We start from the raw sequence: 15155 nt of genomic DNA, 5'->3' as shown, positions 1-15155 counted from the left end.
TCACGTCGCGGGCGGTTCGAAGCGGCCGTCGACCGCGGTCCAGCCGCCGTCGACCGCCATGACGGAGCCGGTCACGAACGACGACGCGTCCGAGGCGAGGTACACGACGGCGCCGGCGAGTTCATCCGGACGCGCCCAGCGGCCGAGCGCGCCCTTGGTCGCGTAGGCGTCGTACCAGTCCGGATTCGCTTTGATCTGCGCGGTCAGCGGCGTTTCGACGACGCCGGGCGCGATCGCGTTCACCCGCACCCCGGCCGGGCCGAACTCGGCCGCGGCCGTGCGGAAGAGCTGCACCAGACCGGCTTTCGTCGCCGCGTACGGGCCCTGACCAGGCTCGACGGTGGTGCCGCGGATCGAGGAGAACCCGATGATGCTGCCCCGCCCGCGGTCGACCATCCCGGCGCCGAACGCGCGGACGACCTCGAACGTCGCGCCGAGGTTCAGCGCGAGCACCCGGTCGAATTCCTCGCGCGTGTACTCCAGCAGTCGTTTGCGCACGTTGGTCGCGGCGGTCAGCACGACGACGTCGATCTCGCCGAGTTCAGCGGCGGCACGTGCGGCGGCCCCCTCCGAGAGCAGGTCGATCTCATACGCCTCGCCCGCGCCGGTTTCCTTGGCGGCGGCGACATCGCGGTCGGCGACGATCACCTCGGCCCCGTGCGCGGCCAGCGCCCGCGCGGCCTCGCGGCCGATCCCGCTGCCGCCGCCGAGGACGACGGCTCGCTTTCCGTCGAGACGGAACAGGTTCTCATAAGTCACGGCCGCAGCACCGCCATCCTCGTCACGGTCAGTTCTTCGACCGCGAACCGCGGCCCTTCCCGCCCGATCCCGGAGTCCTTCACCCCGCCGTACGGCATGGTGTCGGACCGGAAACCTGGCACCTCGTTGACCACCACACCGCCGACCTCGAGTTCGTCGAGCGCGCGGAACGCCGTCTTCAACGACGTGCTGAACACCGAGGCGTGCAGCCCGTAGCGCGACGCGTTGACCGCGTCGAAGGCTTCGTCCACAGAGGACACAGTCCGAATGCAGACCACCGGGCCGAAGATCTCTTCGTCCCAGCATTCGAGGCCGTCGGGCACGTCGAGCAGCACCGCCGGGCGCAGGACCGCGCCGTCCACCCCGCCGCCGACCAGCCGCGCACCGGCCGAAGTCGCTTTGTCGACCCACTCCTGGACGCGTCGCGTGGAACCCGCGTCGATCAGCGCCGACACCCGCGTCTTGTCGTCGCGAGGGTCACCGGCGACGACCTCGCCGAGCCGCGCCAGCAGCCGTTCGGTGAACTCCTGGGCGACGGCTTCCACGACCAGGACGCGCTGCACCGAAATGCAGGCCTGGCCGGACGCGTAGAACCCGCCGCGCAGGACGGCGTCGGTGGCCGCGTCGAGATCCGCGTCGTCCGCGACCACCAGGGCGGCGTTGGAACCCAGCTCCAGCAATGTCTTCGTGGGCGCCGCGTCGCGCGCGATCCGGTGCCCGACCAGCGCGGAGCCGGTGAACGACACCGCGCCGACGCGCCTGTCCGTGACCAGCGCCGATCCGACCGCGGCGTCCCCGGTGACCAGCTGGACCATCGCGGGCAGATCGGTCAGCGAGCGGACGAGATGGACGAGCCACAAGGTCGCCAAGGGCGTCTGCGGCGCGGGTTTCACCACCACCGGGCAACCGGCCGCGATGGCGGGCGCGATCTTGTGCGACGCCAGCAGCAGCGGATAGTTGAACCCGGCGATGCCGACCACGACGCCGATCGGCTTGCGTTTCCAGAAGCCGACCAGCCCATCGCCGGACGGCAGCAGATCCAAGGGCACGGTCTCGCCGTGGAGCCGCGAGACCTCTTCGGCGGCGGCCTGCCAGGTGACGATCGTGCGGGCGACCTCGACCCGGCAGTCGACCAGCGGCTTGCCGGTCTCCAGCACCAGGAGCTGCTCGAATTCGGAGCGCCGCGCTTCCAGAGCGGCGGCGACGTCGTTCAGGAGCGAACGCCGGGTTCGCGACGGCAAGGCCGCGACCTGCTTGAACACCGCGACGGCCTCGTCGATCGCGCGCGTCGCCAGCTCCGGCGTCCCGACCGGCGCGCGGCCGATCTCGCTCCCGTCGTACGGGAACACCACCGGAGCGTCCATAGTGGACACCCAGCCGTCGCCGATCGGCAGCCCTTCCGGATACTCAAGCATCGTCCCCTCCCCGCAACCGCGCCAGCTCGGCCCGCAGATTCGGCGCGGCCGCCAGCAGTTCCCTGGTGTACTCGTGTTCCGGCGCGTCGTAGACCTGGTCGACGTCACCCAGCTCGACGATCTCCCCGCGCCGCATCACCGCGACCCGGTCGCAGACGTGCCGCACCACGCCGAGGTCGTGCGACACGAAGACCAGCGTCAGCGAATACAGCTCGACCAGCGACGCGAGCAGGTCGAGGATCTGCTTGCGCACCGAGACGTCGAGCGCGCTCACCGGCTCGTCCGCGATCAGGACGCTCGGATTCGGCGCGAGGGCCCGCGCGATCGAGATCCGCTGCCGCTGCCCACCGGAGAACTGGTGCGGATACCGCCCGGCGGCGTCTTCCGGCAGGCCGACCGACTTCAGCAGCTCGGAAACCCGGGCGGGATCCCGGCGCCCCAACGGTTCGGAGATGATGTCGCGCACCCGCATCCGCGGATCGAGCGAACCCATCGGATCCTGGAAGACGATCTGCAGTTCCGACCGCAGGAAGCCGAGTTTTCGTTCCGGCAGGGTGTCGATCCGCTTGCCCTGGAACGAGACGCTGCCCGCCGTGGGCTTGTCCAGCGCGGCCAGCAATCTGACCAAAGTGGACTTTCCCGAACCCGACTCGCCGACGATCCCGAACCGCTGACCTGCTTCGACGTCGAAAGAGACGCCACGCAAGGCATGCACATCGCGACGTGTGTAGCGACGTTCGAGGTTCCGCACCGAGATCATCATCGGCTCGCCTCCAGATCCGAAGCGGCCAAAAGCTTCTTGGTGTAGTCGTGCTGTGGCGCGGTGAGGACCTCGCGCGTGGTGCCGGATTCGACGATCTCGCCGTCCAGCATCACCAGCACCCGTTCGCAGACCGACGCCACCACGGCGAGATCGTGCGTGATGAACAGCAGCGCGCACTCCCGCTCACGGACGCCGTCGAGGATCAGGTCCAGGATCTGCGCCTGCACGGTGACGTCCAGCGCCGTCGTCGGCTCGTCGCAGATCAGCAGTTTCGGGTCGTTGGCCAGCGCGATCGCGAGGATGACGCGTTGCCGCTGCCCGCCGGACAGTTGGTGCGGATAGGCACGGGAGGTCTCTGGCAGACCCACGGAATCCAGCAACGCCTCGGCCGCCGCACGGTGGTTCCGGCCGCCGCGGTGGATCCGCAGTGGCTCGGCCACCTGCGCGCCGACCCGCATCGCCGGGTTCAGCGCGGTCATCGGCTCCTGGAACACCATCGACATCTCGTTGCCGCGCAGCCGCGAAAGTTCCTTCTCCGACGCGCCGAGCAGCTCGCGGCCGTCGAGCTTCACCGAACCGGACGCGGCGAGTTCCTCAGGCAGCAGGCCCATGATCGACAACGCCGTCAACGACTTCCCCGAACCGGACTCGCCGATCAGCCCGACCCGTTCACCGCGCTCGATGCCGAACGAGACATCGCGAACGAGTCCGCCGATGCCGAGGCCCTCGACTTCAAGGGTCATAGCCGGGCCGCCAATCGGGGGTCGAGACGATCGCGCAGACCGTCGCCGAGCAGGTTGAAGCCGAGGACGGCGACGGCGATCGCGATCCCGGGCACGAGCGCGAGCCGGGGATGCAGGGTCAGGAACATCTGGGATTCCTGCAGCATCCGGCCCCACGACGGCGTCGGCGGCCGCGTGCCGAAGCCGAGGAAAGACAACGCCGCTTCCGCGAGCACGGCGATCGCGAACGACACCGACGCCTGGACGATCAGCAGTCCCGAGATGTTCGGCAGCACGTGCCTCGCGGCGATGTTCAGCCGCGAACGACCGGCCGATCGGGCGGCCAGGACGAACTCACTGCTCATCACCTGCAGCGTCCCGGAGCGCGCGATCCGCGCGAACGACGGGATGGTCGCGATCCCGATCGCGACCATGGCGGTCAGCGTGTTCGCGCCGAAGACCGCGCCGAACATGATCGCCAGCAACAACGCGGGGAAGGCGAGCACGAGATCGTTGACCCGCATGACGAACTCGCCCAGCCAGCGTGACGACATCCCGGCGAGGATGCCCAGCGGCGTCCCGATCAGCGCGGCGATGCCGACCGCGACCACGCCGACGTACAACGTCGTCCGCGCGCCGACCATCAGCTGGCTGAGCACGTCGCGGCCGAAGCTGTCCGTGCCGAACGGATTCGAGCCGCTGAAGCCGTGCAGCCGGTTGGCCGCGTCGACCTTCACCGGGTCGAACGGCGTCCAGACGAACGAAAGCAGCGCGGCGAGCACGATCAGCGCGACCAGGACACCGCCGATGACGAGGCTGCGACTGCGCATCAGGAACCTCGCAATCTCGGGTCGAGCACCGTGTAGAGGACGTCGACCACGAAGTTCACCAGCAGTACGCCGACCACCAAGACCAGCACGATCCCCTGCACGGACAACAGATCCCGCGACGCCACCGAGTCGAGCAGCATGCTGCCCAGACCCGGCAGCACGAATACGCGCTCGACGACGACGGCGCCGATCAGCAGTGTCGCCAGTTGCAGGCCGAGCACCGTCACCACCGGCACGGCGGCGTTGCGCAGCCCGTGCCGGAACAACGCCTGGAACGGTCTGAGTCCCTTGGAACGCGCGGTGCGCAAGTAGTCCTGCCCGAGCGTGTCGAGCACGGCGGACCGCACATAACGGGTGAGCACCGCGCCCTGCACGAGTCCCAGCGACAAGGCGGGAAGGACGAGACCGCGGAGGAATTCGCCGGGGTCCTGCACCGGCGGTGTCCAGCCGCCGGAAGGCAGCCAGCGCAGCTGGACCGCGAAGATCTGCACCAGGATGATGCCGGCGAGGAACGCGGGGATCGCGACGCCGATCTGCGAGAGCCCGGAAACCGCGGTGCCGTCGGCCTTCCGGTGCCGCACCGCGGCGAACGTGCCCGCCGGTACGGCGATCAGCAGCGCCACCAGCATTCCGGCGCCGACCAGCCACAACGTCACCCCGAGCCGGTCGGCCAGCGCCGGCCCGATCGCCTCGCGGGTGACGTACGAGCGGCCGAAGTCGCCTTGCAGGACACCGCCGATCCAGTCGAAGTACTGCGTCACCAGCGGCCTGTCGATGCCGAATTCCGCGCGGGTCTTCGCGACCAGTTCCGGGGTCGCGTTGACGCCGAGCGCGACCTGCGCCGGATCGCCCGGCAGCACGGCCATGAACAGGAACACCACGATGGACGCGACCAGCACACTGGCCACGAGGATCGCCACCCGGCGCACGATCTTGACCGTCATCGCGGCGCCAATCCCGTGAGATCGAAGGACTCGCTGACCTGGTTGCGCACGAACCCGGTCACCTTGTTCTTCGCCACGATCACGTTGGGGAACAGGAAGAGCCAATCCGCGGCGGCGTCTTCGGACAGCCTCCGCGCGACCTGGCGCATCGCGTCGATCTGCTCCTGAGGCGTCCCGCTGTCGGCCTTCGCCAGGTTCTGCTGGACGGGTTTGCTGTCGTAACCCCAGTAGTACTTCGGCCTGCCGAAGGTCACGATGTCGCGCGCCTCGACGTGCTGGATGATCGAAAGGTCGTAGTCGTGGTCGGTGAAGACCTGTTTGAGCCACACCGCCGGGAAGTCCAGCGGCTCGATCGTCACCGTGACCCCGACGTCCGCCAGCTGCGACGCCACCACCTGCGCGGCCGAAACGGCATACGGCAGGTTGGGGATCCTCAGGCGCAGCGACGGATGGGGCTGTCCGGCTTCGGCCAGGAGTGCCTTCGCCTTCGCGGGATCGAACGGGTAAGCCCGGGAAAGGTCCTCGTACCAGGGATCGGTCGGCGGGACCATACTGCCGATGAGTGTGCCGCGACCCGCCCACGCGGTGTCCAGCAACGCCTTCCGGTCGATGGCGTAGGACAGCGCGCGCCGCACGCGGACGTCGTTCAGCGGCGGGCGGGTGTTGTTGAACGCGAGCGTGACCTCGCTGTTCGTCGTGCCTTCGACGACGGTGAACCGGTCGTCGCTCTGGAACTGCGGGATCGAATCCGGCACGGTGATCGCGGAGATGACGTCGATCCCGTTGCTGAGCAAGGCGTTGTTGAGCGCCGTCGGATCCTTGACGTACTTGAGGACCACCGTGGAGTACGCCGGCTTCCGGCCCCAGTACGCGGGATTCTCCTTGAGCACGATGGAATCCCCGCGCCGCCGCGAAGACACCGTGTACGGCCCGGTGCCGACGGGCTTGTTCGCCAGATCCGCGACGCCGGTGGGACTGAACATCGCCCCGAGACGGCTGGTCAGGCTGAACAGCCAGCCGTTGCTGGGTTTCGTGAGCACGACCCGCGCGTGATCCGGCGCCACCACGTCCACCCGGTCGACGACGTCCATTGTGGACTTGATCGACACGGTCCAGTCGGTCTTCACCCGCATCAGCGAGAACTTGACGTCCTCGGCGGTGAACGGGGCGCCGTTGCTGAACTTGGCGTCCTTCCGGAGCTTGAAGTCGTAGGTCTTGCGGTCTTCCGAGACCGTCCACGATTCGGCCAGCAGCGGCACGATCTTCGCGTCCGCGTCGAGTTTCACCAGGCCCTCGTAGACGTTGTAGAGCAGGGCCTGCGGGATGGCGGCGCCGTCGGTGCGGGTGAAGTCGAAGTTCGCGGGTTCGGCGGTGTACCCGACGGCGAGGGTGCCGGGATCCTTGGCGACCGTGGCACTCGAACCGGCGGAGCAGCCGGACGCCACCAGCAGCGACACCCACACCGCCGCGTGAATCCGGGCTTTCATCCTGCCCCCTGACCGGTAGACTGGTCTGACCAGTAAACCAGACGAGACGGCAGGGTCAAGATGGAATTCGAGCCGGTCGCCCCTGTCCGCGCGTACCAGCGTGTCGTCGAACAGATCGAGGAAGCCGTGATCAGCGGCCGGATCAAACCGGGTGACCGGCTGCCGAGCGAACGCGAGCTGATGGTCCAGTTCGACGTCGGCCGCTCGACGGTGCGGGAGGCGTTGCGTGTGCTGCAGGCGGCGGAAATGATCCGTTCGCGGCCTGGCGATCCCCGCGGCCCCGAGGTTCTGGCCGCTTCACCCGCCGCACTGCACCGGTCCATGCACCGGCTGGCGCGGGCCGACCACCTCGGGCTTTCGGAGCTGCTGCAGTTCCGCATGATCCTCGACGGTTCCGCACACCTGCTCGCCGCGCAGCTCAGGACCGAAGAACATCTCGCCGAACTGGACGCGGCGCTGGCGGCGATGCGCGCCGGGGTCTCCCGGGGCTTCGCCGAATTCAGCCACGCGGACGTCGCCTTCCACGAGGCCATCGCCCGCGCGACGGGGAATCCGCTGCTGGTGATCAGCGGCGAGGTCGTCCGCGGCGTCGTGCTGGAACTCATCGAGGACAAACTGGAGCACGCCGACGACCGGACGGAGTTGATGCGCAACTGGCTGGCCCATCACGAAGAGGTGCTGGGCGCCATCCGGGACTCGGACGGCGAGCGCGCCTCACGGCTGGCGAAGCAGGCGCTGTACGACAACTACGCCGAATATGTCCCTGAAGAACAACGTCGTCTCTTGATGCCTCTGTTGTCGTAACGGCTCACTGCGTTCGGGCGACTCCCTCTTACACTCGCTCAAGTGGGGGATGCCATGGAGCCTTCTACGACCCGCCAGGGTGTCGGCCTCGCCCTGTCCGGCGGTGGCTACCGCGCGATGCTGTTCCACACCGGAGCCCTGTGGCGGCTCAACGAACTCGGCTGGCTGTCGAAGATCTCGACCTTTTCCAGCGTCTCCGGCGGCTCGATCGCGGCCGGGGTGCTCGCGCACGCCTGGTCGGATCTCGACTTCGAGAACGGCGTCGCGAACAACTTCCGTGACGGGGTAGTCGACCCGGTCCGCGATCTCGCGCGCACCCGGCTCGACATCCCGGTCACCTTGCTCGCCATGGCCATGCCGTGGCGAAGCGCCGGTGAGGAACTCGCGCGGGTGTACGCGAAGCACCTGTTCGGCGACTGCTGCCTCAGGGACCTCGACCCGGCGGGCCCGCAGTTCGTGTTCACCGCGACCAACCTCCAGGACGGCGCGCTGTGGTGGTTCTTCCGGCAGGACGGACCGCACGGCGACATCCCGCTCGCGACCGCGGTGGCCGCGTCGTCGGCGTTCCCCCCGATGCTCTCGCCGGTGGTCATCCACGATCCGCTTTCGGCCGATCCGGGCAAGAAGATCGTGCTGAGCGACGCCGGCGTCTACGACAACCTCGGCCTGGACCCGGTCGAGGGGCACGCGACGGTGCTGGTCAGCGACGCGGGCAAGCGGATGAAGATCAAGCAGAAGGTGAAGCGCGACTGGGGACGGCAGCTGCTGCGCGTCCTCGACGTGATCGACAACCAGGTCCGCGAGCTGCGGCGCGGCGCGCTGCTGAAGTCCTATGTGGAGAAGGATTTCGCGGGCTCGTACTGGGGAACCTACGTCGATCTGGAGAACTTCGAGCTGGCGGATTCGCTGGCGGCGCCCGTCGATCTCACGCACAAGCTGGCGGAGACGCCCACCCGGCTGACGAAGCTGCCGGAAGTTTCACAGGAGCGGTTGATCAACTGGGGTTACGCGGCTTGCGACGCCGGGATGCGGAAGTGGGTCGACACCGAGGCGACCGCTCCCGCCGGGTTCCCGTACCCGGAGTCGGGCCTGGGCTGAAAGCGTCCTTCACCGAGTCAGATGCGACGAAAGCGTCCTTCACCGCGTCAGATGCGGTGAAGGACGCTTTCAGCCCAGGTCAGGCGACCAGGTTCGCGTAGACGATGATGTTGTCCTTGTAGCTGTGCTCTTCCTTGTCGAAGACACCGCCACAGGTGATCAGCCGCAGCTGCGGCTTGTCCGTGTTGCCGTAGACCGCGTCCTCGGGGAACTGGTCCTTGGGCACCTGGTCCTTCTTCTCGACCACGAACTTCAGGCTCTTGCCGTCGCTACGGTCGACGAGCACCTCGTCGCCCGGGTTGACGTCCTTGAGCTTGTAGAAGATGCCCGGCTGCTTGTTGCCGTCGACGTGGCCGAGCACGATCGCCGGGCCGACGTCACCGGGCACCGGCGAAAGCTGGTACCAGGCGGCCTGCATCGGCTTCTTCGCCGAAGGGACGGCCATCTTGCCGTCCTTGTTGACCGCGACCGCGATCAGATTCGACTCGGCGCCGATCTTGGGGATCTTCACGTTCGTCGGACGGGTGCCGCTGAACGGCTTCGTGACCGGGACGGTCGATTCCGGCGGCGCCTGCTGTGCGGCGGGCGCGGGCTCGTCGGTGCCGCAACCGGTCAGCGCGAGGGAAAGGATCAGGGTGGCCGCGACCGCGCGGCCACCCCGCCTCGGAAACTTCGTCGACATCGATCAGGCCGCGGTGGCGCCGAAACCGGTCTCGATGCCGCCCTTGGGCGCGTACTTGACCTGCTTCTCCGGCTTGCCGGGGGTGCCGGCCGAGCCGCCGCCGATGGGCGCCTCGAACTCGATGTCGCCCTTGCCCGGCTTGCCGTCACAGGTCCAGGTGAAGGTGCTCGAGTTGCCCTTAAAGGACTTCTTGACCTTCACGATGTAGACCCAGTAGCGGCCGTCGTCCTCGGCCTGGTTGCTGTCCACGACGTCGAAGTCCGGCGCCGAAACGGCGGCGGGCTCGCCCGACGCGCAGGCGATGACCAGCGCGCCGACACCGTTCTCGCCGATGTAGCCCGCGCCGACGTTGTCGACGTAGGGCTCCTCCGGCGGGGTGGTCGGCTTCTCCGAGGTGGAGGTGGTGGTCGGCGACGGCTTGCCGGAAGTCGGCTTGCCGCTGGTCGGCGTCGGCTGCTGCGACGAGGACGAGGCGGGGGCGCTCGACTCGGGCGAGCCCGAGGTGACCGGACCACCCGAGTAGGACGGCTCCGCCGGGGCCGACGACGAGGTCTCGGTCGACGGCGCGGGAGGCGTGGTGGTCGTTTCCTGCGCCATCGCGGCAGGCGTCACGGCCAGCGAGATGACGGCGCCGGCCAGCACCGCGCCCGCGAGGCGGCCCAACGTCTTCTTCAAAGTGATCTCCCAGTGAGAGGCATCGCAACGCATGGTGACCCCCACCATGCGACCACCCGGGGGTAAATCCCACGTTCGGGTGACAGCGCGATCCTGCCCGAAATCGCCGCACGACAGTAGCGAAAGGACAGTGACAAAAACCACCGGGAAAACCGGTAACACCGAGGTGGCTCGACCCGATACAAGGACCCGAATGTCGCTCTACAGAGGGGAAAGCCTCGCGGCGACGAAGGAATGTTAACACCCGAACGGCCGGAACGGTTGCCTTGCGGAAGTATTTTTTCCGCTTTCCCGGTGGCGCGCGGAAAGGCCCGTTTTCCTGGGCGGACCCGCGTCGCATGGTGATTACTCAGGCGTTTGTTACCGCCGGGTTCACACGTTCGGAGTACCCACCGGTGAGCTACTGACCGGATGGTGGCGAAAACGGGTGCCCGCCAACGTGAAGGTCACGATCAGAACACCAGGAACAGGGACACGGCGAACGAGAGCGCGCCGAGGAACCCTCCGGCGAGCAACCAGGGCTTGGGCGACGTCCGTTTCCGCAGCGCCCGGCCACCGCCGACGACCGCCGTCAGCAGCCCGGCACCGAACCCGATCGCGGGACTGACCGAGCCGCCGGGGCGGTTTCGTCTCCTCCACGCGCTCCACGTTAAGACGCTAACCGAGCGCCGACGCCAGATCCGTCCAAAGATCTTCCGGATCTTCCAGCCCGACGCTGAACCGGACCAGCCCGGCGGGCACGTGGGCGTCCCCCGCCAGCCAAGCCCGCCGTTCGACCAGGCTCTCCACCCCGCCGAGGCTGGTGGCGGCGCGGATCAGCCGCAGCGAGCCGATGACCTTGTCCGCGGTCTGGGCGTCCGGGAGTTCGAACGCGATCATCGTTCCGGAGCCGGGATACCGCACCCGGGTGATCGCGGGATGGTCGACCAGCCGCGCGGCGAGCAGCGCCGCCGTGCGGGTCTGCTCGGCCAGGCGGACCGGCAGCGTCCGCAGTCCGCGCAGCGCCAGCCAGGCTTCGAGCGCACCCGGGGTCGCCCCCATCCTGGTGCGGGCGTCGCGCAGATCCTTGGCGACGGCTTCGTCGGCCGCGATCGTCAGCCCGAGCAGCAGATCGCTGTGGCCGCCGATGAGTTTCGTCGCGCTGTGCACGACGATGTCGGCGCCGAGGTCCAGCGGCCGCTGCCCGAGCGGGGTGGCGAACGTGTTGTCGACCGCGACCAGCCCGTTCGCGGCGGCGGCGATCGTCTCGATGTCGATGACATCGAGCGTCGGGTTGGTCGGCGATTCGAGCCAGAGGAGATCGGCGTCCGCGGCGGCGACCCACGCGTCCGTGTCCTCCGGCGCGATCTCGGTCACCACCAGGCGGCCGATGCGGTGCGCGTGCGCGAGCAGTCCGCGAGACCCGGCGTAGGAGAACGTCGGGACGCAGACCTTCGCGCCGACCGGCAGCGTGTCGACGACCGCGCTGAGCGTGGCGATCCCCGAAGCGAACGCGGTGGCGTGCCCGCCTTCGAGCGCGCCGATGGCCGCTTCGAGGGCTTCCCAGGTCGGCGTTCCGTCTTCCCGCGAATACGCGCGATCGGCACCGGCGTCGAAGGTGCTCGCCGCGACGATCGGCACGTTCAGCGGTTCGCCGGGGCCTTCCGGACGGCCGGCGGCGACGGCGAGGGTGCGGGGTGACCAGTCGTTCGTGTCCACCCCGCCACCGTAAGGGGCGAACTAGTGGGCGTACACCTCGAACTCGTAGAGGGAGTAGCCGTACTTCGTCCCGCGCTGCACCCCGGCCATCCGGACGAACCGGCCGTCCACCGTGCCGAAGGCGACGTTGTCCTGCCCGCCGTCTCCGTCCACTATGGACGCCGCGTCACGCCAGTTCGTCCCGTCCGGGGAGACCTGCACCTTGTACGCCTTGCCGTAGGCCGATTCCCACCGCAGGATCACCCGGGAAACGGGCTGCACCGAGCCGAGATCGACGGTGATCGACTGGGCGTCGCTCCAGTCGCTCGCCCAGCGGGTCGAGAGGTTCCCGTCGATCGCGTTGGACGGCGGCGAGTTGTACCAGCCGGTCTCGTGACTGGTCGCGGTGACCGACCGGCCGGTGCTGAGGTTGGCGATGTTGTCGCCGCGCTTCGCCGGGAACTCCACGACCTGCTGGAAGGTCGGCCGGTTCTGGGTGCTCATCTTGTCCTGCGTGATACCGCCGAGCGCCCGGTGGATGATCGTGTCGGCGCACCACTGGTCGCCCGCGGCGCAGTCGCCGTCGCCGGGGTACACGGTGTTGGCGGGCTGCGCGGCCGCCTGAGTCAGCGAGTCGAGCAGGATCTGACGGCAGGCGTCGACGTTCCCGCCACCGCAGTACTTCGCGCCCAGCGGTCCGGCGACGTTCTGCCCGAGTACGGAGCGGATGTCCTTGTGCACGTAGCCCCACCAGCCCGCCTGGTACGACGAACCCGCGTGCGGCTGGCCGACGTGCTTGCCGGGAACCTCGTTCTGCCAGCCGGAAGGCGACTCGTTGATCTTCAGCACGCCCACCATCGCGGCGTAGGCGGCGTCGCCCATGCCGGGTTTGAACTGGGCGTTGACCAGCAGCGGCCACCAGGCGTCCATGATGCGGATCGCGTCGGCGTTCGCGTAGGCCTTGCTGCCCGGCGACGTCTCCGAGCGCAGGCCGCCCGCCGCGAGCCAGGTCTTCAGCTTCGCCACCGCGTCGGCGGCCGGACCGGTCACCGGCGCCTTGTCGATCACCTTGAACAGTTCCGGCAGCACCTTCTCCGCGCGGAGGTCGGCGAGCGCCGCCTCCTCCATGGCCTGCGTGAGGTTCACGCGGGTGACCCTGGTGCCGTTGGAGATCATCTTCTTGACCCGCGCGTCGATCAGATCACCGCGGTGCACGGAACTCTTGTCCGCGCCGCTGGCCGCGTACCCGTTCGCCTGCGCGTTGTTCCAGCTGATGTAGTAGTCCTGGTTGATCGACTGCGGATGCTGCGACGACGGCGTGTAGTTCGCGATGTTGCCGTCGGGATTCCAGCCCTGCCAGTCGAATCCGGCGTCCGCCTTGACCGGCATGGCCGGGTCGACGTTCGGGTTGCGGACCGGGTTCGAGCCGGAGTTGAAGTAGGCGACGTCACGGGAATCGGCGTAGAACCAGTTGTAGGTCTGGTTGACGTCGGCCGCCGCGAGCTGGAAGTCCCGCGCCGATTTGATCGCGTCCGGGTCGTTGAACTTCTGGAAGCCGATGATCGTGTCGATCTCGTGCTGGAAGGTCGACCGCAGCGACGCGTACGCCACCGGTTTGCCGCCGACCAGCGCCCGGCTCGTCACCGGACCGTACTTCGTGCGGAAGCTGCGCAGTGTGTACGAACCTTCCGCGGTCCCGTCGGCGACGGTGGGCTTCCAGGCGTTCTTGCGCTCGACGATCTCGAACGGCAGGCACTGGCCGCGGAAGCGGTAGAAGTTCGAGTTCTTCGTCGGCGCGGAACCGTTCTGCTCGCACAGTTCGACGGCGTAGGTGTCGATGATGTCCTGCGACGCCGAAGTCGCGCTCCACGAGTAGTCCTTGCCGCGGCCGAGGAGCACGTACATGCTGATGCCCGCGAAGGAGGCGCCGCGTGCGCTGATGCCCGGCCCCTGGAGTTCTTGCAGCATCAGCAGTTGCGGGGCGAAGTACCCGGCCTGCGGGCCGAAGACGGCGACGGGGTGACCGCTCGCGGTCTTGGCGCCGGAGACCACCAGCGCGTTGGACATGCCGTGCTTCTCCGACAGCATGTTGCCGGGCAGTACGCCGTCGTCGAAGATGCCGCGGACGGCCTTCTGGTCTTCGGGCGCGGGAACCTCCACCTTGGCGGGCGTGGCCGTCCCGGCGGAACCGGTCGGGTCGAAGACCAGCTGCTGCCCGGAAACCGTTCCCTTGTCCGGCATCGCGGCGCCCTGCGGCGTCGCCGGCGCCTTGCCGTAGTCGAAGGTCTGTCCATTGTGGAGAGTCTTGACGGTCTCGGGGTCGTCTTCTGAGCGCAGGCTCTTCCAGACCTTGTCGCCCTGTTCGAGACCGTACTTCTCCTGCATCGCCATCTTCGCGATGGCGTTCTGCACCTCACCGCCGCCACCCGCGCCGAACTGCGCGCCGACCACCGCGGCGAGCACGACCAGGTCGGTCAGCTTGAACGGCTCGATCGTCCCGGCGTTCGTGATCGCGTCGACGTGTCCGGTGAGGACGTACTCGCCGGGGAAGTAGCGGCCGCTGTGCGCGTCGGAGATGTACTTGTTGATGCCTTCGACGTAGGCCTCGGCGTCGGCCTTGCCCTGCGCGCCACGCGGGCCGCTCGCCGCGGCGTCGTCGATCTGCTTCTGCAGTTCCTGTTCGGTGTAAGGCGCCGAAGCGAAGAAGCTCTGCTCGAGTTCACGGTTCCCCTGCGCGCCCCCGGCGTACGAGGTCAGCTGGCCGCGGCCGACGCGGCGCATGATGTCCATCAGCCACAGCCGGTCCTGCCCGGCGGCGTATCCCGCGCCGTACATCGTGCCCGGTCGCGTCGTGCCGACGATCCGGGGGACGCCGGTCGCCTTGTCCCGGGTGATCGTCACGTCCGGGCGCGGTTGGATCGTGCTCTCGACCTGCCCGGACTGGACGCCGTACGAGGCGTCGTTGAAGAACTGGTTGATCTTGTCCGTGGTCAGCGTCTTGTAGCCGTCGGCGAGCGAGGCGTACTTGCCGAGCTGGTCGGCGGAATGCGCGGGCCGGGTACCGAAGGCCTTGTGCGCCAGGATCTCGGCGAGGGTGGCGTTCCCCTTGGTGCCGGGCGGCAGGATGTCGCCGCACTGACCGCCGCAGTAGTCGTCGAGCGCGGCCGCCACCACCGACTCCGCCGGGGCTTCCGCGGCGTTCGCCTGCAGTGCCGGAACCGTTCCCGCCACGAGGGTCAGCCCCGCCAGCGTCGTCAAGACCCGTATGCCTCGTCGCATGAAAGACCTCCGTCGTCGGA

General features: G+C 68.4%; 13 protein-coding genes. 2 read left to right on the top strand and 11 right to left on the bottom strand.

Features of this window, described 5'->3' with window-relative positions; all coding sequences use genetic code 11:
- Genes L324_RS17105 through L324_RS17075 form a run of 7 tightly spaced genes read right to left on the bottom strand, consistent with a single transcriptional unit; the run spans position 1 to position 6920 of the window.
- Positions 1 to 759, bottom strand: coding sequence for an SDR family NAD(P)-dependent oxidoreductase (locus tag L324_RS17105; protein ID WP_037308814.1), 759 nt, complete (start codon positions 757 to 759; stop codon positions 1 to 3).
- Positions 756 to 2174, bottom strand: a complete 1419-nt coding sequence (locus L324_RS17100; protein WP_037308811.1) for an aldehyde dehydrogenase family protein — start codon at positions 2172 to 2174, stop codon at positions 756 to 758. Before L324_RS17100 ends, L324_RS17105 begins: the two co-directional genes overlap by 4 nt.
- The gene (locus L324_RS17095) at positions 2167 to 2937 is read right to left on the bottom strand and encodes an ABC transporter ATP-binding protein (RefSeq protein ID WP_081736370.1); all 771 of its coding nucleotides are present in this window, start codon (positions 2935 to 2937) and stop codon (positions 2167 to 2169) included. The genes L324_RS17100 and L324_RS17095 overlap by 8 nt, the downstream gene beginning before the upstream one ends.
- Entirely contained in the window at positions 2934 to 3680 is a 747-nt protein-coding gene (locus tag L324_RS17090; protein ID WP_037308808.1) for an ATP-binding cassette domain-containing protein, read from the bottom strand. The genes L324_RS17095 and L324_RS17090 overlap by 4 nt, the downstream gene beginning before the upstream one ends.
- The gene (locus L324_RS17085) at positions 3677 to 4489 is read right to left on the bottom strand and encodes an ABC transporter permease (RefSeq protein WP_037308806.1); all 813 of its coding nucleotides are present in this window, start codon (positions 4487 to 4489) and stop codon (positions 3677 to 3679) included. Before L324_RS17085 ends, L324_RS17090 begins: the two co-directional genes overlap by 4 nt.
- Positions 4489 to 5433: an ABC transporter permease gene (locus L324_RS17080; protein ID WP_037308803.1), complete on the bottom strand. Its 945-nt coding sequence runs from the start codon at positions 5431 to 5433 to the stop codon at positions 4489 to 4491. Before L324_RS17080 ends, L324_RS17085 begins: the two co-directional genes overlap by 1 nt.
- A complete protein-coding gene (locus tag L324_RS17075; protein WP_037308801.1) occupies positions 5430 to 6920 on the bottom strand; it encodes an ABC transporter substrate-binding protein in 1491 nt (496 codons plus the stop codon). The genes L324_RS17080 and L324_RS17075 overlap by 4 nt, the downstream gene beginning before the upstream one ends.
- A 60-nt stretch (positions 6921 to 6980) precedes the next feature.
- On the opposite strand from L324_RS17075, the gene L324_RS17070 reads away from it, so the two are divergent.
- Positions 6981 to 7724, top strand: a complete 744-nt coding sequence (locus L324_RS17070; RefSeq protein ID WP_037308799.1) for a FadR/GntR family transcriptional regulator — start codon at positions 6981 to 6983, stop codon at positions 7722 to 7724.
- Positions 7725 to 7778: 54 nt separating this feature from the next.
- The gene (locus tag L324_RS17065; protein ID WP_037308797.1) at positions 7779 to 8822 is read left to right on the top strand and encodes a patatin-like phospholipase family protein; all 1044 of its coding nucleotides are present in this window, start codon (positions 7779 to 7781) and stop codon (positions 8820 to 8822) included.
- A 79-nt stretch (positions 8823 to 8901) separates the two neighbouring features.
- Here the strand turns inward: L324_RS17065 and L324_RS17060 are convergent, their stop codons facing one another.
- The 4 genes from L324_RS17060 to L324_RS17045 all read right to left on the bottom strand — a co-directional run bounded on the left by L324_RS17060 (position 8902) and on the right by L324_RS17045 (position 15135).
- Positions 8902 to 9504: a class F sortase gene (locus L324_RS17060; protein WP_051173933.1), complete on the bottom strand. Its 603-nt coding sequence runs from the start codon at positions 9502 to 9504 to the stop codon at positions 8902 to 8904.
- Positions 9505 to 9507: 3 nt separating this feature from the next.
- Positions 9508 to 10179 carry a hypothetical protein gene (locus L324_RS17055; RefSeq protein ID WP_037309006.1) on the bottom strand — a complete coding sequence of 224 codons (672 nt, stop codon included), beginning with the start codon at positions 10177 to 10179 and terminating at the stop codon, positions 9508 to 9510.
- A gap of 657 nt (positions 10180 to 10836) precedes the next feature.
- A complete protein-coding gene (locus L324_RS17050; RefSeq protein WP_037308795.1) occupies positions 10837 to 11877 on the bottom strand; it encodes a trans-sulfuration enzyme family protein in 1041 nt (346 codons plus the stop codon).
- 21 nt (positions 11878 to 11898) lie between these two features.
- The gene (locus L324_RS17045) at positions 11899 to 15135 is read right to left on the bottom strand and encodes a penicillin acylase family protein (RefSeq protein ID WP_037308793.1); all 3237 of its coding nucleotides are present in this window, start codon (positions 15133 to 15135) and stop codon (positions 11899 to 11901) included.
- Positions 15136 to 15155: the final 20 nt, after the last annotated feature.

Origin of the sequence: Amycolatopsis orientalis DSM 40040 = KCTC 9412, from assembly GCF_000478275.1 — a bacterium.
Taxonomy (GTDB): Bacteria; Actinomycetota; Actinomycetes; order Mycobacteriales; family Pseudonocardiaceae; genus Amycolatopsis; species Amycolatopsis orientalis.
The sequence above is the reverse complement of the archived record's forward strand: the minus strand, read 5'-3'. Positions and strand labels throughout refer to the sequence as shown.